The sequence below is a fragment of the Mycolicibacterium doricum genome, assembly GCF_010728155.1.
GTDB classification, from domain to species: domain Bacteria; phylum Actinomycetota; class Actinomycetes; order Mycobacteriales; family Mycobacteriaceae; genus Mycobacterium; species Mycobacterium doricum.
This window is the reverse complement of the sequence record NZ_AP022605.1, coordinates 2932028-2953045: the sequence shown is the minus strand read 5'-3', so window position 1 is coordinate 2953045 and position 21018 is coordinate 2932028. Positions and strand designations below refer to the sequence as shown.

21 protein-coding genes and 1 pseudogene are annotated in these 21018 nt (G+C 68.9%); 12 read left to right on the top strand and 10 right to left on the bottom strand.

The window, feature by feature from the left end; genetic code table 11:
- Positions 1–12 precede the first annotated feature (12 nt).
- Positions 13–756, bottom strand: coding sequence for a PAQR family membrane homeostasis protein TrhA (trhA, locus tag G6N07_RS14340; protein WP_085191788.1), 744 nt, complete (start codon positions 754–756; stop codon positions 13–15).
- Between the two features lie 55 nt (positions 757–811).
- Between trhA and G6N07_RS14335 the strand changes: the two genes are divergently transcribed.
- A complete protein-coding gene (locus G6N07_RS14335; RefSeq protein WP_085191720.1) occupies positions 812–1609 on the top strand; it encodes a (2Z,6E)-farnesyl diphosphate synthase in 798 nt (265 codons plus the stop codon).
- Between the two features lie 11 nt (positions 1610–1620).
- Here the strand turns inward: G6N07_RS14335 and coaA are convergent, their stop codons facing one another.
- Entirely contained in the window at positions 1621–2559 is a 939-nt protein-coding gene (coaA, locus tag G6N07_RS14330; protein ID WP_163784207.1) for a type I pantothenate kinase, read from the bottom strand.
- Between the two features lie 65 nt (positions 2560–2624).
- Between coaA and G6N07_RS14325 the strand changes: the two genes are divergently transcribed.
- The 7 genes from G6N07_RS14325 (at position 2625) to G6N07_RS14295 (ending at position 10225) form a co-directional block, all read left to right on the top strand.
- The gene (locus tag G6N07_RS14325) at positions 2625–3866 is read left to right on the top strand and encodes a DUF885 domain-containing protein (protein ID WP_085191722.1); all 1242 of its coding nucleotides are present in this window, start codon (positions 2625–2627) and stop codon (positions 3864–3866) included.
- Positions 3867–3981: 115 nt separating this feature from the next.
- Positions 3982–5460, top strand: coding sequence for a glycine hydroxymethyltransferase (locus G6N07_RS14320; protein WP_085191724.1), 1479 nt, complete (start codon positions 3982–3984; stop codon positions 5458–5460).
- 58 nt (positions 5461–5518) lie between these two features.
- Complete coding sequence (locus tag G6N07_RS14315; protein WP_085191726.1) at positions 5519–6346, top strand: acyl-ACP desaturase; 828 nt, start codon at positions 5519–5521, stop codon at positions 6344–6346.
- A gap of 201 nt (positions 6347–6547) precedes the next feature.
- A complete protein-coding gene (locus G6N07_RS14310; protein WP_085191728.1) occupies positions 6548–7861 on the top strand; it encodes an RNA 5'-3' helicase PhoH2 in 1314 nt (437 codons plus the stop codon).
- A 77-nt stretch (positions 7862–7938) separates the two neighbouring features.
- Positions 7939–8937 carry an Acg family FMN-binding oxidoreductase gene (locus G6N07_RS14305; RefSeq protein WP_085191730.1) on the top strand — a complete coding sequence of 333 codons (999 nt, stop codon included), beginning with the start codon at positions 7939–7941 and terminating at the stop codon, positions 8935–8937.
- Positions 8938–8948: 11 nt separating this feature from the next.
- Positions 8949–9596: a hypoxia response regulator transcription factor DosR/DevR gene (gene dosR, locus G6N07_RS14300; protein WP_085191792.1), complete on the top strand. Its 648-nt coding sequence runs from the start codon at positions 8949–8951 to the stop codon at positions 9594–9596.
- Between the two features lie 35 nt (positions 9597–9631).
- Positions 9632–10225, top strand: coding sequence for a sensor histidine kinase (locus G6N07_RS14295; RefSeq protein ID WP_449867009.1), 594 nt, complete (start codon positions 9632–9634; stop codon positions 10223–10225).
- On the opposite strand, the gene G6N07_RS14290 is transcribed toward G6N07_RS14295, so the two are convergent.
- The 3 genes from G6N07_RS14290 to glpX all read right to left on the bottom strand — a co-directional run bounded on the left by G6N07_RS14290 (position 10226) and on the right by glpX (position 13795).
- Positions 10226–11182 carry an Acg family FMN-binding oxidoreductase gene (locus tag G6N07_RS14290; protein WP_085191732.1) on the bottom strand — a complete coding sequence of 319 codons (957 nt, stop codon included), beginning with the start codon at positions 11180–11182 and terminating at the stop codon, positions 10226–10228.
- A 112-nt stretch (positions 11183–11294) separates the two neighbouring features.
- Complete coding sequence (locus G6N07_RS14285; protein WP_085191733.1) at positions 11295–12716, bottom strand: class II fumarate hydratase; 1422 nt, start codon at positions 12714–12716, stop codon at positions 11295–11297.
- Positions 12717–12733: 17 nt separating this feature from the next.
- Positions 12734–13795 carry a class II fructose-bisphosphatase gene (gene glpX, locus G6N07_RS14280; RefSeq protein WP_085191735.1) on the bottom strand — a complete coding sequence of 354 codons (1062 nt, stop codon included), beginning with the start codon at positions 13793–13795 and terminating at the stop codon, positions 12734–12736.
- 55 nt (positions 13796–13850) lie between these two features.
- Here glpX and G6N07_RS14275 point away from each other — a divergent pair, with 55 nt between their 5' ends.
- Complete coding sequence (locus G6N07_RS14275; protein WP_085191737.1) at positions 13851–14510, top strand: DUF4245 domain-containing protein; 660 nt, start codon at positions 13851–13853, stop codon at positions 14508–14510.
- Between the two features lie 17 nt (positions 14511–14527).
- Positions 14528–15361 carry a dienelactone hydrolase family protein gene (locus G6N07_RS14270; protein WP_085191739.1) on the top strand — a complete coding sequence of 278 codons (834 nt, stop codon included), beginning with the start codon at positions 14528–14530 and terminating at the stop codon, positions 15359–15361.
- Here G6N07_RS14270 and G6N07_RS14265 read toward each other — a convergent pair.
- The 4 genes from G6N07_RS14265 to G6N07_RS14250 all read right to left on the bottom strand — a co-directional run bounded on the left by G6N07_RS14265 (position 15336) and on the right by G6N07_RS14250 (position 18618).
- Positions 15336–16514 carry an AI-2E family transporter gene (locus tag G6N07_RS14265; RefSeq protein WP_085191796.1) on the bottom strand — a complete coding sequence of 393 codons (1179 nt, stop codon included), beginning with the start codon at positions 16512–16514 and terminating at the stop codon, positions 15336–15338. The genes G6N07_RS14270 and G6N07_RS14265 overlap by 26 nt on opposite strands.
- A 97-nt stretch (positions 16515–16611) precedes the next feature.
- Complete coding sequence (locus G6N07_RS14260; RefSeq protein WP_085191741.1) at positions 16612–16821, bottom strand: exodeoxyribonuclease VII small subunit; 210 nt, start codon at positions 16819–16821, stop codon at positions 16612–16614.
- On the bottom strand, positions 16808–18034 hold the full coding sequence (gene xseA / locus G6N07_RS14255) for an exodeoxyribonuclease VII large subunit (protein WP_372507572.1): 1227 nt from the start codon (positions 18032–18034) through the stop codon (positions 16808–16810). The genes G6N07_RS14260 and xseA overlap by 14 nt, the downstream gene beginning before the upstream one ends.
- Before the next feature lie 20 nt (positions 18035–18054).
- Entirely contained in the window at positions 18055–18618 is a 564-nt protein-coding gene (locus G6N07_RS14250) for a lipid droplet-associated protein (protein ID WP_085191744.1), read from the bottom strand.
- 53 nt (positions 18619–18671) lie between these two features.
- On the opposite strand from G6N07_RS14250, the gene G6N07_RS14245 reads away from it, so the two are divergent.
- Both G6N07_RS14245 and G6N07_RS20445 read left to right on the top strand, forming a co-directional pair.
- On the top strand, positions 18672–19673 hold the full coding sequence (locus G6N07_RS14245) for a 4-hydroxy-3-methylbut-2-enyl diphosphate reductase (protein ID WP_085191746.1): 1002 nt from the start codon (positions 18672–18674) through the stop codon (positions 19671–19673).
- 19 nt (positions 19674–19692) lie between these two features.
- Positions 19693–19806 (top strand): annotated as a pseudogene (locus G6N07_RS20445) (zinc-ribbon domain-containing protein); the annotation flags it as partial.
- Here the strand turns inward: G6N07_RS20445 and G6N07_RS14235 are convergent.
- Positions 19803–20978, bottom strand: coding sequence for a DUF6542 domain-containing protein (locus G6N07_RS14235; protein WP_099050252.1), 1176 nt, complete (start codon positions 20976–20978; stop codon positions 19803–19805). The pseudogene G6N07_RS20445 and the gene G6N07_RS14235 sit on opposite strands and share 4 nt — an antisense overlap.
- Between the last annotated feature and the right edge of the window lie 40 nt (positions 20979–21018).

Below are 21018 nucleotides of genomic sequence, written 5' to 3'. Positions count from 1 at the left end.
CGGTCGCTAGCGCTAGCTGGAGAAGACCGCGAACCACATCGCGATGTAGTGGCAGATCGCCGCGATCGCGGTGCAGGCGTGGAAGAACTCGTGGTGGCCGAAGGTCGTCGGCCACGGGTTCGGCCACTTCAGTCCGTAAAGCACCCCGCCGATGCTGTACAACGCTCCGCCCACGATCAGCAGCACCACCGCGGCGACGCCCGCTCCGTCCATGATGGGCCCGATGAACCACGCGGCGACCCAGCCGAGCAGCAGGTACAGCGGCACCCCGACCCACGCGGGGGCCGACGGCCAGAACATCTTCAGCAGCACACCCGCGATCGCGCCGCCCCAGACGATCCAGAACAGCACCATGCCCTTCTCCTGCGGAAGTGCCAGCAGGGCGAACGGCGTGTAGCTGCCCGCGATGAAGACGAAGATCATCGAGTGGTCGGCGCGCTTCATCCATTTGCGCGCCGTCGGGGAGCGCCAGGCAACCCGGTGGTAGGTGCCGCTCACGGTGAACATCGCGACGATCGTGAACGTGTAGATCAGCGTGGCGATACCCGCACGGGTGGACACCACCGCCCACGACACGGAGACCAGCGTCGCGCCGCAGATGAGCGCGACGACCGCGGAGTAGACGTGGATCCAGCCGCGCGCACGCGGCCTGCCGATGAAGCTGGCCACCCGCTCGGCGACCGCCTCGGGGAAGTCCTCCGGATCTGGCTGCGGACGCGACTCGTCCGCGTCGATCGGCGTGCACCGGTTTGTCATGTCACCTCCCTCAACCCGGGTGAGCCACTCCGCCGCCACAGTAGTCTGGACGCCTATGGACATCATTCCCCGTGACCTCAAGGAGCCCGCATACCGGCTCTACGAGATGCGGTTGCGTCACGAGCTGATGCGGTCCAAATCACAACTACCGCGGCACATTGCGGTACTGTGCGACGGTAACCGCCGTTGGGCCCGTGATGCTGGTCACCACGATGTCAGTTTCGGCTACCGCATGGGCGCGGCGAAGATCGCCGAGATGCTGCGCTGGTGTCAGGCCGCCGGCATCGAGATGGCCACCGTCTATCTGCTCTCGACCGAGAACCTGCAGCGCGACGCGGACGAACTCACAGAACTCATCGAGATCATCACCGACGTCGTCGAGGAGATCTGCGCACCGGCCAACCAGTGGAGCGTTCGCACTGTCGGCGATCTCTCGCTGCTCGGTGAGGAACCCGCGCGCCGGCTGCGCGACGCCGTCGAATCGGCACGGACGGAGAAGACTGCCGGCTGCCTCCATGTCAACGTCGCGGTCGCCTACGGCGGCAGGCAGGAGATCGTCGACGCGGTGCGCGCCCTGCTCAGCAAGAAACTGGCCGACGGCGCATCCGGGGACCAGTTGGTCGACGCGGTCACCGCAGAGGCGATCTCGGAGAACCTCTACACCTCCGGCCAGCCGGACCCGGACCTGGTGATCCGGACCTCCGGTGAGCAGCGGCTGTCGGGATTCCTGCTGTGGCAGAGCGCCTATTCGGAGATGTGGTTCACCGAGGCGTACTGGCCCGCGTTCCGGCGGGTGGACTTCCTGCGCGCACTGCGCGACTACACGCGCCGGGATCGGCGGTACGGCGTCTGAGATGCGCAGCGCTAGAGCTTGCGCAGGCGCAGGCGGTTGATCGCGTGGTCGGCGTCTTTGCGCAGCACCAGCGTCGCTCGCGGCCTGGTCGGCAGGATGTTCTCGATGAGGTTGGGGCGGTTGATCGAATGCCAGATGTCGCGTGCGGCGAAGACGGCCTGTTCGTCGGTCAGCGTCGCATAGTGATGGAAGTGCGACGCCGGATCGGCGAACGCCGTCGACCGCATCGCCAGGAACCGGGAAATGTACCAGCCCTCGATGTCCTCGAGGCGGGCGTCGACATAGACGGAGAAGTCGAACAGGTCCGAGACCATCAGCGCCGGCCCGGTCTGCAACACGTTCAGACCCTCGAGAATGAGGATGTCCGGATGACGGATGACCTGCTCCTCGCCGGGCACGATGTCGTAGAGCAGATGCGAGTACACCGGTGCGCATGCGTAGTCGGCACCAGACTTCACCGCGGTGACGAACCGCATGAGCGCCCTGCGGTCGTAACTTTCCGGAAAGCTCTTGCGGTGCATGAGATTGCGGCGGGCCAACTCGGCGTTGGGGTAGAGGAAACCGTCCGTGGTGACCAGGTCGACGCGGGCGTGGTCGCCCCAGCGGGCCAACAGCGCCTGCAGCACCCGGGCAGTGGTGGACTTGCCGACGGCCACGCTGCCCGCGACGCCGATGATGAACGGCACCGGCCGGTCCGGGTTCTGCTGCGGTTCGCCGAGGAACTCCGCCGTCGCGGCGAACAACCGCTGCCGTGCGGCCACCTGCAGGTGGATCAGTCGGGCCAACGGCAGATACACCTCTTCGACCTCGAGGAGGTCGAGTTTCTCGCCGATACCCCGAAGCTTCTTCAGCTCGCCTTCGGTCAGCTTCAGCGGCGTCGACATCCGCAGCGCACCCCACTCGGTGCGGTCGAACTCGACGTAGGGGCTCGGTTCGCTCAGCCGCGCCATGCGGTCAGTCTTGCAGCACGGGCTCATGCGTGAACGTCTGGGGCGATCCGATTAGCGTGGCAGGCATGGAGCCCGACACCTTCATCCGCGAGTATCTGCTCCTCGGTCTGCGCTTCGACCGCGTGGAGCACGGCTACGTCGACTCCTTCACCGGTGACCCCGCACTACGGCGCGCGGTGGCCGACGAGGCCGCCCCTGACCCCGCAGATCTGGCCCGCCAGGCCCGGCGACTGCTGGCCGCACTGCCCGACACGCCGCGCACCGGTGGGTTCGACGAAGCGCGCGCCGACTATCTCGCCGCGCATCTGCGGGCGCTGGAGCTGGCCGGGCGCAAGTTCGGCGGCGAAGACGTCAAGTTCCTCGACGAGGTCGAGGCGTACTTCGACGTGCGGATCGCCAAAGGCGATCCGGATGCCTACCGCCAGGCGCACGTCGCGCTGGACGAGGCGCTCGGCGGCACCGGGCCGCTGGCCGAGCGGATCCGGGCGCACCGCGTCGCCGACGAGATCCCGCCCGAGCGGCTCGAGGAGTGCATCCACGCGTTCTCCAGCGCGTTGCGCGACCGGGTTCGGGCCATGTATCCGCTGCCCGATTCGGAGACCGTCACCTACCAGGTCGTCACCGACAAACCGTGGTCGGGATTCAACTACTACCTGGGCGACTACCGGTCGACGGTCGCGGTGAACGCGGACCTCAAACAGCAGATGGCCAACCTGCCGCGGCTGGTCGCCCACGAGTCGTATCCGGGTCACCACACCGAGCACTGCCGCAAGGAGGCCGGGCTGGTGGCGGGTAAGGGCCAGATCGAGCAGACCATCTTCCTGGTCAACACGCCGCAGTGTCTGATGGCCGAAGGGCTCGCGGATCTGGCGCTGTACGCGGCGATCGGTCCCGGGCCGGGCGAGGCGACAGGGGATGGGCAGGGCTGGGGGAGTTGGGCATCCGAGATCTACGCAGACCTCGGGTTGCGGTTCGACGGCGCGCGGGCCGAGGCGGTGTCGGCGGCGACGACCGCGCTGGCCGACGTGCGGCAGGACGCGGCGATCATGCTGCACGACGAACACCGCCCGGTGGACGAGGTCGTGGCGTTCCTCCGGCGGTGGCTGCTCGTCGACGACGACCGGGCGCGGCAGATGCTGCGGTTCCTGTCGTCCCCGCTGTGGCGGGCTTACACCAGCACGTACGTCGAGGGGTACCGGCTGCTGCGCGGATGGCTCGATACGCGGCCCTCGGGTGTGGGATTGACCGAGCGGTTCGGGCGGCTGCTCGACGAGCCGTTGATCCCGTCGGCGCTGCGCGTCGTCTGACTCGCCGAGTGTGCGATTTCGGACCGAACGCGCGGGCGGGGTGTGTCAGTTCGCACATCGGAGCGGCAGGTGCCTGATTATCGGGCGGTCGCGCTGCGCGATTACCCTCGACAGCATGACTGCAGACTCCGTGACCTCGTCGGCGGCCGCTCCCGGCGCCGAGTACGCCGACACCGCGAGCGCCGCCTACCAGGCCGCTCTTCGGGTCATCGAGTCCGTCGAGCCCCGGATTGCGGCGGCCACCCGCAAAGAGCTGGCCGACCAACGGGGTTCGCTCAAGCTGATCGCCAGCGAGAACTACGCCTCACCGGCCGTGCTGCTGACCATGGGCACCTGGCTGAGCGACAAATACGCCGAGGGCACCATCGGCCACCGCTTCTACGCGGGCTGCCAGAACGTCGACGTGGTCGAGAGTGTCGCTGCCGAACACGCCCGTGAACTGTTCGGCGCGCCGTACGCCTATGCCCAGCCGCACTCCGGCATCGACGCCAACCTGGTCGCCTTCTGGGCGGTTCTGGCCACCCGCGTCGAGGCCCCCGAGCTCGCCGAGCTCGGCGCCAAGCACGTCAACGACCTGTCCGAGGCGGACTGGGAGACGCTGCGCAACAAGTTGGGCAACCAGCGGTTGCTCGGCATGTCGCTCGACGCCGGCGGTCACCTCACCCACGGTTTCCGCCCCAACATCAGCGGCAAGATGTTCCACCAGCGCAGCTACGGCACTGACCCGGAGACCGGGCTGCTCGACTACGACAAGCTCGCCGCCGCCGCCCGCGAGTTCAAACCGCTGATCCTCGTCGGCGGCTACTCGGCCTACCCGCGACGGGTGAACTTCGCCAAACTGCGCGAGATCGCCGACGAGGTCGGCGCCACGCTGATGGTGGACATGGCGCACTTCGCCGGTCTGGTCGCCGGCAAGGTCTTCACCGGCGACGAGAACCCGGTGCCGCACGCCCACGTCACGACCACCACCACGCACAAATCGCTGCGCGGCCCCCGCGGCGGGCTCGTGCTTGCCCAGCCCGAATACTCCGACGCCGTCGACAAAGGCTGCCCGATGGTGCTGGGCGGACCGCTGTCCCACGTGATGGCCGCCAAGGCGGTCGCGCTCGCCGAGGCCCGTCAGCCGTCGTTCCAGGCGTACGCGCAGCGCGTCGCCGACAACGCCAAGGCGCTCGCGGAGGGCTTCCTCAATCGCGGCGCCCGCCTGGTCACTGGCGGCACCGACAACCACATCGTGCTGCTCGACGTGACCAGTTTCGGACTGACCGGCCGCCAGGCCGAGTCCGCGCTGCTCGACGCCGGCGTCGTGACCAACCGCAATTCGATTCCCGCCGACCCCAACGGCGCCTGGTACACCAGCGGGATCCGGTTCGGCACCCCGGCGCTGACCACCCGCGGCTTCGGTTCAGCGGAGTTCGACCGGGTCGCCGAGCTGGTCGTCGACGTGCTGAACAACACTCAGCCGGCATCGACGGGACCGACCGGGTTCTCCAAGGCCAAGTACACGCTGGCCGACGGAACCGCCGAACGCGTACAGGCGGCGTCGGCCGAGATACTCGCGGCCAATCCGCTCTACCCGGGTCTCACACTTTAGGGACGACGCGCCGTCGCGAAATTTTACGATCCCCACAGGATTGGGTTACTGTAACCGGATGGCACAGAAACCTGTTCCTAATGCGCTCACCGTCGAGCTGGAGCCGGTCGTCAAGGACGAACTGCGGCGCCACCTCGACTCCGAGGACCTGTGGTACGCGCACGACTACGTGCCGTTCGACCAGGGTGAGAACTTCGCGTTCCTCGGCGGTCGGGACTGGGATCGGTCGCAGGTCACACTGCCCGAGCAGATCACCGACGCGCTCGAGATCCTCTTGATCACCAAGGACAACCTCGCCGGCTACCACCGCGAACTCGTCGAGCACTTCATCCTCGAGGAAAAGTGGGGTCGCTGGATCGGCCGCTGGACCGCCGAGGAGCACCTGCACGCCGTCGCGCTGCGCAACTACCTCGTGGTCACCCGCGAGGTGGACCCGGCCGCCAACGAGGACGTGCGCGTCGAGCACGTGATGAATGGCTACCGCGCCGACCGCTTCAGCCAGATCGAGACGTTGGCGTTCATGGCGTTCTTCGAGCGTTCCCACGCCGTGTTCTGCCGCAACCTCGAAGCCCAGATCACCGAACCGGTGCTCAAATCGCTGATCGGCCGCATCGCCGCCGACGAAGAACGCCACGAGATGTTCTTCTCCAACCTGGTGGCGCACTGCCTGCAGAGCCACCGCGACGAGACCGTGGCGGCCATCGCGCAGCGTGCGGCGGAACTCGACGTGGTCGGCGCCGACATCGACGCCTACCGCGACAAGATCGCCGCGATGGCCGAGCACGGCATTTTCGACAAGGGCCGGTTGCGAACCGTCATCTGCGACCGGATCACCGCCTGGGACCTGGCCGACGAGCCGTCGTTGCGCAAGTTCACGAACGCTTAACTTCATGCGCGCCGCGCACCCGGCGCGTCGACGCGGCGCAGTCCCCGCGACGAGAGTAGCGTCGGCTCCGATGGCTAGCGAATTGCTCTGCTGTCCGGGCGGCACCCGATCGTTGCGATCACGAGAGGGCCGGCCCCGGCCCTGGTGCCGCAGTGTCCGCCGACAGGTTCGCGGGGGACCCGCGGATAGCAGGAGCGCTACGTGACCGATTCGCCTCTCCGGACCTACGTGCTCGACACCTCCGTATTGCTGTCTGATCCCTGGGCAGCGACGCGGTTCGCCGAACACGAGGTGGTCGTCCCGCTGGTGGTCATCAGTGAATTGGAAGCCAAACGGCACCACCACGAGCTTGGCTGGTTCGCCCGGCAGGCGTTGCGCCTGCTCGACGACCTCCGACTCCAGTACGGCCGCCTCGATCGGCCCATTCCAGTTGGGGCCGAAGGGGGAACGCTGCACGTCGAGTTGAACCACAGCGACCCGTCGGTGCTGCCGGCCGGGTTCCGCAACGACACCAACGATGCCAGGATCCTCACGGTGGCAGCCAATCTCGCCGCCGATGGGAAACGGGTCACACTGGTCAGCAAGGACATCCCCCTGCGTGTGAAGGCCGGCGCCGTCGGCCTGGACGCCGACGAGTACCACGCCCAGGACGTCGTGGTCTCCGGCTGGACCGGGATGGACGAGATCGACGTGGCGGCCGACGAGGTGGACGCGCTGTTCTCCGACGGCGAGATCGATCTGGCGGCAGCACGGGATCTGCCCTGCCACACCGGTATTCGGCTGCTGGGCGGAACTTCACACGCGCTCGGACGGGTCAACGCCGCCAAACACGTGCAGCTGGTGCGGGGTGATCGCGAAGTGTTCGGCCTTCGGGGAAGGTCGGCCGAACAACGAGTCGCTCTGGACCTGCTGCAGGACGAATCCGTCGGCATCGTCTCGCTCGGCGGGAAGGCCGGCACCGGCAAGTCCGCGCTGGCACTGTGCGCGGGCCTGGAGGCGGTGCTCGAGCGGCGCACACAGCGCAAGGTCGTGGTGTTCCGGCCGCTCTACGCCGTCGGCGGACAGGACCTCGGCTACCTGCCCGGCAGTGAGAGCGACAAGATGGGCCCGTGGGCGCAAGCCGTCTTCGACACCCTCGAAGGGCTCGCCAGCCCCGCGGTGCTCGAAGAGGTGCTCGCCCGCGGCATGCTGGAAGTGCTGCCACTCACCCACATTCGCGGTCGCTCGCTGCACGATTCCTTCGTGATCGTCGACGAGGCGCAGTCGCTGGAACGCAACGTCCTGCTGACGGTGCTGTCCCGCCTTGGCGCCGGGTCGCGGGTGGTGCTCACCCACGACGTCGCCCAGCGCGACAACCTGCGGGTCGGGCGTCACGACGGCGTGGCGGCGGTAATCGAGAAGCTCAAGGGCCATCCGCTGTTCGCCCACATCACGCTGCAGCGCAGCGAACGCTCGCCGATCGCCGCGCTGGTCACCGAGATGCTCGAGGAGATCAGCCCCGGCGCGCTCCCATGACGTGGTGATTTCGGTGCCGAAATCGCGAGTGACCTAAGGCCCTAGCCCGGTGGACCGGCGCTGGCGATGCTGAAGGCATGGTCGATTCCCAGGTCATCCGCGACGCCGTCCAACTGGCCTGCCGCGCGCCGTCATTGCACAACAGCCAACCGTGGCGTTGGGTCGTCGAGGGCGACCAGCTCCGCCTGTTCCTCGACCCGGCGCGACTGTTGCATTCGGCGGACCGCTCCGGCCGCGAAGCTGTGATCAGCTGCGGCGCGGTGCTCGACCATCTGCGCGTCTCGTTGGCTGCCGCCGGATGGACCGCGCACATCGACCGGCTGCCGGACCGTAACCATCGCGACCACTTGGCGACCGTCACCGTGACACCGATGGAGTTCGTCACCGAGGCGGATCGCCGGCGCGCGGACGCGATCCTCTTGCGTCGCACCGACCGCCTGCCCATGGCGACCGTGCCCGACTGGGAGTCCTTCGAGCCGTTGATGCGCGCCCGCCTCGAGTCCGACGTCCAACTCGACGTCCTGCCCGACGACGTCCATCCCGAGCTCGCCGAGGCCTCGCAGCTGACCGAGGCGCTGCGCCTCTACGACTGCTCCTACCATGCCGAACTGGGCTGGTGGACAGCACCGTTCGAGATCGGCGAAGGCATCCCGCAGAGCTCGCTGGTGTCCGCCGCCGAGAGTGAACGCGTCGACCTGGGCCGCAGCTTCACCGTCACCCGGGGCGGCGAGCGGCGGCCGACCATCGAGGGGGACCGCGCCACCATCGTGGTGCTGTCCACCGACGGCGACGATCGCCTCGACGCGTTGCGCAGCGGTGAGGCGATGTCGGCGGTCCTACTCGAGGCCACCATGGCCGGATTGGGTACCTGCACTGTGACCCACGTGACCGAACTGCCGTCCAGCCGCGCGCTGGTCGGCGGGCTGCTCGAGCGGGCGGCGCGGCCGCAGGTGCTCATCCGCATCGGGTTGGCCCCCGCCGTCGAGCAGGTGCCGCCTCCCACGCCACGCAGGCCGCTCGAGCACGTCCTGCAGTTCGTCCGGCACGAGGTTTGCGATCGGCCGCGTGGGTTGTGACACTGTCGACCATGGTCCGGGTCTTTCTGGTCGACGACCACGAGGTGGTGCGTCGTGGGCTCACCGACCTGCTGAGCGCCGACCCGGAACTCGACGTGGTGGGCGAAGCCGATTCGGTGGCCTCGGCGCTGGCCCGCATCCCCGCACTGCAACCCGACGTCGCGGTTCTCGACGTGCGGCTGCCCGACGGCAACGGCATCGAACTGTGCCGGGATCTGCTCGCACGGCTACCGGACCTGCGGTGCCTGATGCTGACCTCGTTCACCTCCGACGAGGCGCTGCTCGACGCGATCCTCGCCGGTGCCAGCGGATTCGTCGTCAAAGACATCAAGGGGATGGAACTGGCCAAGGCGATCAAGGACGTCGGGGCCGGGCGCTCGCTGCTGGACAACCGCGCCGCCGCCGCGCTGATGTCCAAGCTGCGCGGCGACGCCGAACGGTCGGATCCGCTGTCGGGGCTGTCCGCCCAGGAACGGGTGCTGCTCGACCTGCTCGGTGAGGGCCTGACCAACAAGCAGATCGCCGCGCGGATGTTCCTGGCGGAGAAGACGGTCAAGAACTACGTGTCGCGGCTGCTGACCAAACTGGGTATGGAACGGCGCACCCAGGCCGCGGTGTTCGTGTCGAAGCTCGATCGCCCCACACGCGACGACGGCTAGGTTGCAGGGGTGACCGAGCCGGTCGGACCCGACGAATCCGCGGACCACGTCCCCTGCGCGACACTCTGTCCGGGTTGCGGCTGCGGGAACTGCTCACCGAGGTGCAGGACCGCATCGATCAGCTCGTCGAAGGGCGCGATCGCCTCGACGGGCTGGTCGAAGCCATGCTCGTCGTCACCGCGGGTCTCGACCTGGACGTCACGCTGCGCACCATCGGGCACACCGCGATCCAGCTTGGCGGCGGCGCGCCGGGGGCGACCCGCCTGCGTCAGCGCGTCGACCAGGCGATCGGGCAGTTCGCCGGCGCCGGATTGCACGCCACCAGTCAGTTCGTCGGACCGCTCTCGGTGGTCGACGCGACGCTGGCCGACCATGCCGAGGCGGTCGTGCGCGAAGCGGTGAGCAATGCCGTCCGGCACGCCGATGCCACCGAGTTGACAGTGCGGGACACCGTCGCCGACGACCTGTGCATCGAGGTGGCCGACAACGGCCGCGGCATCGACGGGTCGATCACCGAGAGCGGACTGCACAACTTGCGCACCAGGGCGGACGACGCTGCCGGCATATTCACCGTCGGCGGCAGGGCCGGCGGCGGAACGCTGTTGCGGTGGTGCGCGCCGCTGCCCTGATCAGACCGACAGCGGGCCCCGCGGTGTGGCGGGCAGTGTGTCCGCCTCCTCGGGCGCCCAGCCGATGCGGAGCAGCATCTGCGGGTGGGCCTGCGACTCGAAGATCTCCTCGCGCAACGTCGCCCGGGTCTCGGGCACCTCCAGCGGTTCGGTGACCGGGCATCCGGCCAGGCCGATCGACGCCGCCGTGAGCAGCACCACGCTGGTCGCCTCCCCGGCGCGTAACCGGGCCAGTGCATCGTCGTCCCGGGTGCCCAGCGCTAGGATCGCCGCGTTGTCGGGGTCGTCGGCGGACGGCGACGGAGCAGCCATCGGGGTGTCGGCGAACAGTCGTGTTGGTGCCGCGGCGGCGATGTCGGCCGGCGCGACGTTGGCCTCCGGAACGCCGGCCACCGACCCGTGCCGGAAGCTCCATCTGGTGAGCTCGTGCAGGTAGGCGTCATCGTGCAGGTGTTCACGCACCGCGCGGTCCACGGCGGTGTGCAGCCCGGTCAGCGACTCCACCCGGCGCAGCGACACCCCGCCCCGCGCCGCGCGTGCCCCCATAACGGCGATGTCGGCGGGGGAGACCTCGCGGCTGACGTAGCGCCTGCGGTCGGTGCGCCGGCGCGGTATTGCCGCGGCGAGCGCCAGGTCGGGTTCGGTCGGTGGGCGCGGGGAAAACGTCAGCTTCGCAAGGTGATCGGGGTCCGAGGGTTCGGGGAACCGGTGCACACGCGCCTGCCAGCCGAGCGCCGCGAGCGCGACGACGGCGTGGTGTAGCGTCGCACCGCAACTGAGCATGAAGTCGCGGCCGCCGGGGTCGACGTGATGCAGACGAAGATCGGGCACGGCGAGCAGATCCAGCTGGTCGGCGCCGACCTGCCAACGCCATGGCCGGCTGTTGTGCACCGACGGGGCCCGTACCGCCGACGCCAGCGCGGTACGCAACGTCTCGGCGTCGGGGCGCGTGGTCACCGCTCGAGAATGGTCCCGCCGAGCACAGGGACGGTAGGGCACAAAGGCCTGTATGTGATCCGAAGGCCGGAGCGCAGCCATGGTGACGGCCTCACGGTCACCGAATCGCCACTCAGTCGCCGTCCTTGACCTTCGCCATCGCGAGCACGTCGAGGCGCCGGTCGAGTTCCTCCTCGGAGAGCTTGTCGCCGATCAGCCCGCGGTCGATGACCGTCTGGCGGATCGTCTTCTTCTCTTTGAGTGCCTCCTTGGCGACCTTGGCCGCCTCCTCGTAACCGATCGCCGAATTCAGCGGCGTCACGATCGACGGCGACGACTCCGCCTGCTCGCGCATGTGCGCCTCGTTGGCCACCAGCCCGTCGATACAACGCCCGGCGAACAACCGCGACACGTTGGTCAGCAGCTTGAACGACTCGAGCAGGTTGCGGGCCATCATCGGGATGTACACGTTGAGCTCGAACGCGCCGGCCGCGCCACCCCAGGCGACGGCGGCGTCGTTGCCGACCACCTGGGCGGCGACCTGCGTGACCGCCTCGGGCAGGACGGGGTTGACCTTGCCCGGCATGATCGAGCTGCCCGGCTGCAGATCCGGCAGCTGGATCTCGGCCAGCCCGGTCAGCGGACCGGAGCCCATCCAGCGGATGTCGTTGGCGATCTTGGTCAGCGACACCGCGATCACGCGCAGCGCACCGGACGCCTCGACCATCCCGTCGCGGGCGGCCTGGGCCTCGAAAGAGTTTTTCGCCGTGGTCAATTCGCCGAGGCCGGTCTGGTCGACGAGCACCTCGACGACCTTGGCGCCGAAGCCGTCCGGGGCGTTGAGTCCGGTGCCCACGGCGGTACCGCCGATGGCCAGCTCACCGAGCCGGGGCAGCGTCGCGCGCACCCTCTCTATACCGGCCTCGATCTGACGGGCGTACCCGCCGAACTCCTGGCCCAGCGTCACCGGCACCGCATCCATCAGGTGCGTGCGCCCGGACTTCACCACGGTGCGCCACTGCCGCGCCTTTCCGGCCAGTGACTCGTGCAGCACCTCCAGCGCCGGGATCAGGTGGCGGACAGCGGCTTCGGTGGCCGCGATGTGGGTGGCGGTCGGGAACGTGTCGTTGGAGCTCTGCGACATGTTCACGTCGTCGTTGGGGTGCACGGTGACCCCGCCGGCCGCCGCGATCGACGCGATGACCTCGTTGGTGTTCATGTTCGAGCTGGTGCCCGAACCGGTCTGGAACACGTCGATCGGAAATTGGTCGTCGTGCTGCCCGTCGGCGATCTCGGCGGCCGCGGCGATGATCGCGTCCGCCTTCTCCGGGGCGAGCAGTCCGAGGTCCTTGTTCACCTGTGCGCAGGCACCTTTGAGCAGCCCGAGCGCGCGGATCTGGGTGCGCTCCAGACCACGGCCCGAGATCGGGAAGTTCTCGACGGCCCGCTGGGTCTGAGCCCGCCACAGCGCATCCCTGGGCACGCGAACCTCGCCCATGGTGTCGTGCTCGATGCGGTACTCGGTGTTCTGGTCGACAGCGCTGTCGGCGGTCATGATGCCCTTCTGATCGGTTACGGCAGCGGATAGGCGGCGTTGCTGTCGCCGGTGAAGTCGACAGCGGAGTATTCGTTGAGTTTGGACAGGCGGTGATACGCTTCGATCATGCGGACCGTGCCCGACTTCGACCGCATCACGATCGACTGGGTGGTGCAGCCGCCGCCGAAGTAGCGAACACCCTGCAGCAGGTCGCCGTCGGTGACGCCGGTGGCGCAGAAGAACACGTTTTCCCCGGACACCAGGTCCTCGGTCGTGAGCACCCGGTCGGTGTCGTGGCCGGCGTCGACGGCCTGCTGGCGTTCCTCGTCGTCCTTGGGGGCGAGCTGGGCGTGGATGGCACCACCCATGCAGCGGATGGCGGCGGCGGTGATGATGCCCTCGGGAGTGCCGCCGATACCGGCCAGCATGTCGGTGCCGGAGTTGGGTCGGCACGCCGAGATCGCGCCCGCGACGTCACCGTCGGAGATGAGCCGGATGCGCGCCCCGGCGTCCCGGACGTCGGCGATGAGTTGTTCGTGACGCGGCCGGTCGAGAATGCAGACCGTCACGTCGCGCACCGACAGGCCCTTGACCTTGGCGACGGCGCGCACGTTCTCGCCGATCGGTGCGGTGATGTCGATGGCGTCGACGGCGTCCGGGCCCACGGCGATCTTGTTCATGTAGAACACCGCTGACGGGTCGAACATCGCACCGCGTTCGGCCACCGCGAGTACCGAGATCGCGTTGGGCATGCCTTTGCTCATCAGCGTGGTGCCGTCGATCGGGTCGACGGCGAAGTCGCAGTCCGGCCCGTCGCCGTTGCCGACCTCTTCGCCGTTGTAGAGCATCGGGGCGTTGTCCTTCTCGCCCTCTCCGATCACCACGATGCCGCGCATGGAGACCGAGTTGACCAGCTCGCGCATGGCATCGACGGCCGCACCGTCGCCGCCCTCTTTGTCTCCGCGCCCTACCCAGCGGCCCGCCGCCATGGCGCCGGCTTCGGTGACGCGGACAAGTTCGAGGGCGAGGTTGCGGTCCGGGGGTTCGCGGCGTCGCGATGAGCCGCTTGCGCGAACGGCATCGGGGTCAGCAGGCATGCCGATGATTGTCCCAGAAGCCGGTCACTATCGGGGAGCTGGGATACTGGCACCTATGAGCGTCGACCCCGGGCGGCCGGAACCGCCCCCGCAGGAGTGGTCCGGGCCTGCGCCCAAGGAGGCCAAGCCGCGGGCGTTTCAGGACGGCCGAGACATGTTCTGGTCACTGGCCCCGTTGGTCGTGGTGTGCATCGTGCTGGCGGGTCTGCTGGGGATGTGCTCCTTCCAGGGCCGGGGCCCGACCGAGGGTCCCGCACCCTCCTATGACGCGCCGGCCGCACTGCAGGCGGACGCAGACGCCCTCGAGATCCCGGTCCGCCTGCCCGCGCTGCCGGACGGCTGGAGGTCGAACTCGGGCGGCCGATCGGGCATCGAGGCGGGCGCCCTGGACCCGGGCACCGGGGCGCCGACGCGCGCGGTGGTCTCGAGGGTCGGCTATCTGGCTCCGAGCGGTAGATACCTGAGCCTCACCCAGAGCAACGCCGAGGAGGAGCAGCTCGTCGAGTCCATCACCCCGGGACTGGTCGCCTCCGGCGCGCAGGACGTCGACGGTGTGGGCTGGGTGGTCTACCAAGGCGGTGAGGGCATCGAGCCGGTGTGGACGACGCGCCTACCCGACTCCGCCCAGATCGCCATCACCGGCGCCGGCAACCCCGACGAGTTCCGTACGCTGGCGGCCGCGACACAGCGGCAGCAGCCACTGACACCGAGGTAGGCGAGAGGACGACGCACATGACCGCACGCAAGCCAGGAGTCGCCGCCGGGGCGGCTCCGCAGTCAGACCTCACGGGCTGGACCGCCGAACCGTTCACCGCCGCCGGCTACACCCACGACGTCTACCGCAAGGGCGACGGCCCCGGCGTCGTCCTCATCCCCGAGATGCCCGGGTTGCACCCGCACGTGCTGGCGCTGGGCAACCATCTGGTCGACAACGGGTTCACCGTCGCGGCCCCGTCGCTGTTCGGCACGCCCGGTGCGCCGGCGATGCGGCCCGGCATGGCTGCTGTGCTGCTCAAGGGCTGCGTGTCCAAGGAGTTCGCCGCGTTCGCGACCAACGCCGACCGCCCGGTGGCACACTACCTTCGCGCACTGGCCCGCGACCTCAACGCCCGCACCCCGGGCAAGGGCGTCGGCGTCATCGGGCAGTGCTTCACGGGCGGTTTCGCGCTGGCCGCCGCCGTCGACGACAGCGTGCTGGCGCCCGTGCTCAGCCAGCCGGCGCTGCCGCTGCCGGTCACGCCCAAGCACCGGCGCGATCCCGGACTGTCCGAAGGCGAACTGCGGATCATCGAACAGCGCGCCGCCGAGGACGGGTTGTGCGCACTCGGGTTGCGGTTCAGCAAGGACATGTTGTCGCCGGGGGAACGGTTCAGCACGCTCAAGGCTCGGTTGGGCGACGCGTTCGAGGTCATCGAGATCGACTCGGCCAAGGGAAATCCGCACGGGATCTCGCCGGCTGCCCATTCGGTGCTCACCGACCAGATCCGTGAGGTCGACGGTCACCCCGCCTACGAAGCCCGTAAGCGGGTCGTCGAGTTCCTCACCCAGCGGCTGGTCGAGGCGTAGCGGCCGGCTGCCGTCGGCCGAACCGCTCCCGCACCCAACGCCACCACCGTGGCGTGTCCGCGGGCCGTGGCGCGGTGTCGTCGTCCGCGGTCAACGGAACACCCCGGTAGACCGCCAGATACACGCTGATCGTGGTGACGATGATGATCATCATCACCGGGCCCAGCACGATGCCCCAGAACCCGAACATCGCGATGCCCGAGAACACCGCGAGCAGCATCAGCGCCGGGTCCAGGCGCGCCGCCCTCGGAACCAGGATGGGCCGCAGGAAGTTGTCGATGTTGGTGACCGCGATGAGGTGGAATCCCACGACGAAGAGTCCCCCGACCACGTTGCCGAACAGCGCCATCCCGATACCGAACGGGATGGTGACCACGCCGCTGCCGAGCGGGATCACCGACAGCGTGCTCAAGATGACGGCGAAGAAGAAGATGCCCTCGTGGAAACCCGCGACATAGATCGAGATGGCGCCGGCCACGCCCTGTGCCACCGCGATGACGAACTGACCCATGACCGTGCCGCGCACCATCGCGCCGGTCTTCTCCAGGTACAGATCGGTGATCTCTTCGCCCAGCGGATTGAGCTGTCCGATCAGCGTGCGCAGTTGGTCTCGTTTGGTGAGCAGTGAGATGAACACATAGAGGAAGATCATCGTCGCCGCGAGCGCGCCCACCACGCCGCCCAGCGCGCCCTGCAGCACCGCGAGCAGCCACTCGCCGACGCGCTGCGACACGGTCACCACACCGTTGCGCAACGTGTCGGGGGTGACGTGGATGTCGAGATAGGGCAATTCGGCGGCGGTGTCGTTGACCACCTCGAGGGCGCGGTCGCCCAGGGTGCTGACGTCGGTCTCCTCCATCCACTGGCTGACGGTGTCAACCATCTGGGTGATCTCGACGATCGCCAAGAACACCACCAGGCTGACCGGGACGATCACGACGAGGACCGCGGCCAACAGCGTCAACGTCGCCGACAAACCGGTGCCGAGCCGTCGCTGAAGCCGTTCGTAGAGCGGTGCGAACAGGTAGGCCGCCACAGCGGCCACCACGATGAGAATGAAGAAGGCGCGCAGGAAGTACGCCCCGAAGGCGATGCCCAACACGGTGAACACCGCGAGCGCGCGTTGCTGCGTGGAGGTCAGGCGCCTGCCGATGTCGTCAGGCGCCCGCTCGTCTCCGGTCGACACGGCAGCACCCTATCCCGAGTCCGCGAGGGGTGACTCTGCGACTCGACGTGATCCGGTTGCGTCGTCAATCGTCGATGTCGCGTTCAGCCAATGCCGACTCGATGCGCTGACGGGCCCCGGCTAAGTGCTGCTCACAGCATCGGGCCAGTTCCTCGCCGCGTTCCCAGAGCTTCAGCGACGCATCGAGATCGAGGCCGCCCTGTTCTAGCTGCTGCACGACGGCGACGAGTTCGTCGCGCGCCTCTTCGTACCCCAAATCGCTAATGGGCTTCATCGGTTCCCTCACTCACCGCTGTGATCGCACCGTCGGCCACCCGGATGCGCAGGCGCGTACCCGCCGGCGCATCAGCAGTCGTCCGCAGCACATGGGTATCGGGCATCGTCTGGACGACCGCGTAGCCGCGCGCCAGGGTGGCGGCCGGGCCCAGGGTCGTCAGCCGGGCGGTGAGGTGGCCGACCCGTTCTGTCTCCACCGTGAGCATCCGCTTGACGTCGCGGCGCGCGGCGGACCGGGCGCGGCGCACCTCGTCGGCGCGGGCATCGATCGCCTGCAGGGGACGGGCCAGCACCGGCCGGCTCCGCAACTGGTCGAGGTGGTGCTGTTCGCGGTGCACCCAGTGACGCAGGGCGCGGGCGCTGCGGCGGCGCAGGTCGGCGACGAAGGCCTGTTCGGCCGCGGCGTCGGGCACGACCCGTTTGGCGGCGTCGGTGGGGGTGGCGGCGCGCAGGTCGGCGACCAGGTCGCAGAGCGGGTTGTCGGGTTCGTGGCCGACGGCGCTGATCACCGGGGTGGTGCACCCGGCGATCTCCCGGCACAGCGTCTCGTCGGAGAACGGCAGGAGATCCTCGACACTGCCGCCGCCCCGGGCCAGCACGATGACGTCCACGCCCGGATCCCGGTCCAGTTCGCGAAGCGCGCCGACGATCTGCGGCACCGCATTGGGGCCCTGCACGATGGTGTTGCGGACGGCGAACCGGACCGCGGGCCACCGGTTCGCCGCGACCGTCATCACGTCGCGCTCGGCGTGGCTGGCCCGGCCGGTGATCAGGCCGACCGTGCCGGGCAGGAACGGAATGGGTCGCTTGAGCCGGGAATCGAAGAGTCCTTCGGCGTCGAGCAGCCGGCGCAGGCGGTCGATCCGGGCCAGCAGCTCCCCGATGCCGACGGCCCGGATCTCGCTGATCCGCAGGCTGAACGAGCCGTTGCGGGTGTAGAACTGCGGCTTGCCAAGCACGACGACCTGGGCGCCTTCCGCCAGCGGCACCGGGGCGTTCGCAACGAGGTCACGCGGGCAGCTCATCGACAGCGACATGTCGGCGGCGGGGTCGCGTAGCACCATCCAGGCCGTCGTCTGGCGGACCTTCAGCTCGGTGAGCTGGCCTTCGATCCACACCATGCCCAGCCGGTCGATGTACTTGGCTACCCGGGTGGCGACAGCCCGGACCGGCCACGGGTTGTCGGGTGAGCGGCCCTGCTCGTCAGTCACTTCCCGGCCCGCCGGGGTGCTCACTTCGCCGTGGCGCGGGTGATCCGGTTGGCCAGCAGGGTGAGGAATGGTGCGCGTGAGCGGGTGGCGCCCTCGTAGGCGAGCAGCGCCTCGAGATCGTCGACCCCCAGCGACGGCAGCCGCGCGCGCAGCTGCGCCAGGGTCAGCGACTCGTAGTCCAGCTCAATGACGATCGCCGGGGTTTGGGTCGCCGCCGATGCACGCCGCGGCGTGCTCGATTCGCCGTCCTGCGACGTCTCCGGTTCACCGCTGGTAAACAGTGCGAACCGTCCCTCGGTGCGCCGTTCGCCGTCGCCCCCCGCTGCCCCGGAATCGGCGTCGTCCTCGTCGAACGTGGCCCACTCGGGCTGCTCGTCCTTGGGTGGGAAGAGGTTCTCCAAGGTTTCGTCGCCCTTGTTCACCAGGTCGGCGAGGTTCTGCTGCAGATGGATCACGATGCTCGCGACCTGACTGGCCACGGTCATCGGATACATCAGGATGGTGTGTGGCAGCTTGCGGGTTTCCTCGACCGCGGTGGCGGCGGCGCCGACCAGCAGGCGAACCCCATAGGGTGCGGTAGCCATGCCGACAGCCTACGGCCGGGCGGACGGCGACATCGGTCAGTACCCTGGGTGTCATGCCGTCGACGATCAACATGGGGATTCCGGGCGCGTCCAGCTCGGTGACGGGCGGCGTCTCCGGTAAGCGAGTTCTGCTGGCGGAGCCGCGCGGTTACTGCGCCGGCGTGGACCGCGCGGTGGAGACCGTGGAGCGCGCACTCGAGAAGCACGGCGCTCCCGTCTACGTGCGCCACGAGATCGTGCACAACCGCTACGTCGTGGAGACCCTCGCCAAGGCCGGCGCCGTATTCGTGGAGCAGACCGACGAGGTACCCGAGGGTGCCATCGTCGTCTTCTCCGCCCACGGGGTCGCGCCGACCGTGCACGTCGAGGCGGCCGCCCGCAACCTGAAGACGATCGACGCCACCTGTCCGCTGGTGACGAAGGTGCACAACGAGGCCAAGCGCTTCGCCCGCGACGACTACGACATCCTGCTCGTCGGCCACGAGGGCCACGAGGAGGTGGTCGGTACCGCCGGCGAGGCACCTGACCACGTCCAAGTCGTCGACAACCCCGACGCGGTGGACAAGGTCACCGTACGCGACCCGAACAAGGTCATCTGGCTGTCCCAGACCACGCTGAGCGTCGACGAGACGATGGAGACGGTGCGCCGGCTGCGGGAGAAGTTCCCGACGCTGCAGGATCCCCCCAGCGACGACATCTGCTACGCCACCCAGAACCGCCAGGTCGCCGTCAAGGCGATGGCCCCGGAGTGTGACCTGGTCGTCGTCGTCGGCTCGAAGAACTCGTCGAACTCGGTGCGGTTGGTCGAGGTGGCCCTCGGCGCCGGGTCGGACGCGGCGCACCTGGTCGACTACGCCGAGGACATCGACCCGGCGTGGCTCCATGGTGTCACCACGGTCGGCGTCACCTCCGGGGCGTCGGTGCCCGAGGTACTGGTGCGCGGCGTGCTCGACCGGCTCGCCGAGTACGGTTTCGCCACCGTGCAGCCGGTGACCACCGCCAACGAGACACTGGTGTTCGCCCTGCCCCGGGAGATCCGTCCCGCCCGCAGCTGAGCCGTTCCCTGGGCTGGGCGTGTTCTTCTTCCTGTTCGGCGGCCTCAGCACCAAGCAGCAGTACCTCGGCGCCGGGCAGACCCGCACCTGTCCGCGCTGCCACAACACCACGCAATGGACGCGGATGCGTCAGTCGCGGGCTGAAGGCCAGACGTCGTACTCCCAGGCGTCGGCTTCCCAGCTGCGTCGCGCACGGGTGCGGCTGTGGTCCCCGGTGCGCTCGTCGTCGTCCTCCGCGCCGCGGTAGCGCACCCGCGAGACCGGGTGGTAGCTCGAGCTGCCGTTGGGAGTGTGCGGTTCCAGCGGCCCATAGGGCTCGTACGGTTGGTAGCCCTCGACGCGGCTGCGGCGTTCCGACCGCCGTTCGGGCCGTTCATAGGTGGAGCGGCGTTGCGGCGGCATCTTGCGGGCCTCGCGCGGTTCGCGGGTCTCCCGGGCTTCACGCGACGCCTGGGCACGGGGCCGCCGGCGCGGCTCGGGGGTGTCCGGGGTGCGCGGCGTCGAGCGGGACCGGCGCGGTCGGTCGACGACCGGTTCGATGATCTCGGTCTCGGGCGGGCGGCTGTGCCGCGAACGTGACGGCGTGCGTTCGGCCGGTTTGCGTGCCGCTGCGCCGCGTGCGGTGTCACGGCCCGAACGTGTCCGCTCGGCGGCTGGTCTGGCGGTGCGCCGTGGCCGTTGGGCGCCGCGGCTGCGGGGTGGCGGCTCGTGGTCTGCGGCGTCGTCGGTGGCGGGTGCGGCGGGTGCGGCGAGGACGCCGGACACCTTGCGCTTGAGCTTCGAGACCAGTCCGCTGGCCGCCGCAGTTGTAGGACCCGCCTCGGATTTTTCCTTGGTGGCGGCCGTCGCCGATGTGGCCGTCGCCCGGCGCGACGACATCCCCAGATACCAGCGGCCCATCCCGACGAGCAGGGTCGCCGCGGAGGTGAAGAACATCAGCGGGAACCGCTCGATGAGCGGATACCCGCAGTTGATCGCCAGGTCCTTGAGGCCGTGGATCTCAGAGCTGTGGAATAGGAAGTACGCGCCCGGCACGGTGACGAACAGCAGCAGCGGCGGCTGGATCACCGCGGTGAAGATGCCCGACTGGCGGACGGCGAGTACGGCGAGCAGGCAGCCGAGCACGTAGCAGGCAGAGAAGACGAAACCGAGCTCTCGGCTGCCCGAACCGGCGTCGAAGGCGAAACCGACCGCGGTGACGGTGAACGCGAGCACCACTGCACCCCACCACGGCAGCCCCGGGAGAAAGGGGTGCACAGAGCGGTGGTCGGCCGGCACTGCCGACCGTGCGCGCTGTCCTGACACAGGTAGACCGTACCGGCTGATCTCCACTGCGTGTGTCCAG

Coding starts and splice junctions, on each gene's coding strand:
- trhA (WP_085191788.1), bottom strand. CDS start 756: ATGACAAACCGGTGCACGCCGATCGACGCGGACGAGTCGCGTCCGCAG.
- G6N07_RS14335 (WP_085191720.1), top strand. CDS start 812: ATGGACATCATTCCCCGTGACCTCAAGGAGCCCGCATACCGGCTCTAC.
- coaA (WP_163784207.1), bottom strand. CDS start 2,559: ATGGCGCGGCTGAGCGAACCGAGCCCCTACGTCGAGTTCGACCGCACC.
- G6N07_RS14325 (WP_085191722.1), top strand. CDS start 2,625: ATGGAGCCCGACACCTTCATCCGCGAGTATCTGCTCCTCGGTCTGCGC.
- G6N07_RS14320 (WP_085191724.1), top strand. CDS start 3,982: ATGACTGCAGACTCCGTGACCTCGTCGGCGGCCGCTCCCGGCGCCGAG.
- G6N07_RS14315 (WP_085191726.1), top strand. CDS start 5,519: ATGGCACAGAAACCTGTTCCTAATGCGCTCACCGTCGAGCTGGAGCCG.
- G6N07_RS14305 (WP_085191730.1), top strand. CDS start 7,939: ATGGTCGATTCCCAGGTCATCCGCGACGCCGTCCAACTGGCCTGCCGC.
- dosR (WP_085191792.1), top strand. CDS start 8,949: ATGGTCCGGGTCTTTCTGGTCGACGACCACGAGGTGGTGCGTCGTGGG.
- G6N07_RS14285 (WP_085191733.1), bottom strand. CDS start 12,716: ATGACCGCCGACAGCGCTGTCGACCAGAACACCGAGTACCGCATCGAG.
- glpX (WP_085191735.1), bottom strand. CDS start 13,795: ATGCCTGCTGACCCCGATGCCGTTCGCGCAAGCGGCTCATCGCGACGC.
- G6N07_RS14275 (WP_085191737.1), top strand. CDS start 13,851: ATGAGCGTCGACCCCGGGCGGCCGGAACCGCCCCCGCAGGAGTGGTCC.
- G6N07_RS14270 (WP_085191739.1), top strand. CDS start 14,528: ATGACCGCACGCAAGCCAGGAGTCGCCGCCGGGGCGGCTCCGCAGTCA.
- G6N07_RS14260 (WP_085191741.1), bottom strand. CDS start 16,821: ATGAAGCCCATTAGCGATTTGGGGTACGAAGAGGCGCGCGACGAACTC.
- G6N07_RS14250 (WP_085191744.1), bottom strand. CDS start 18,618: ATGGCTACCGCACCCTATGGGGTTCGCCTGCTGGTCGGCGCCGCCGCC.
- G6N07_RS14245 (WP_085191746.1), top strand. CDS start 18,672: ATGCCGTCGACGATCAACATGGGGATTCCGGGCGCGTCCAGCTCGGTG.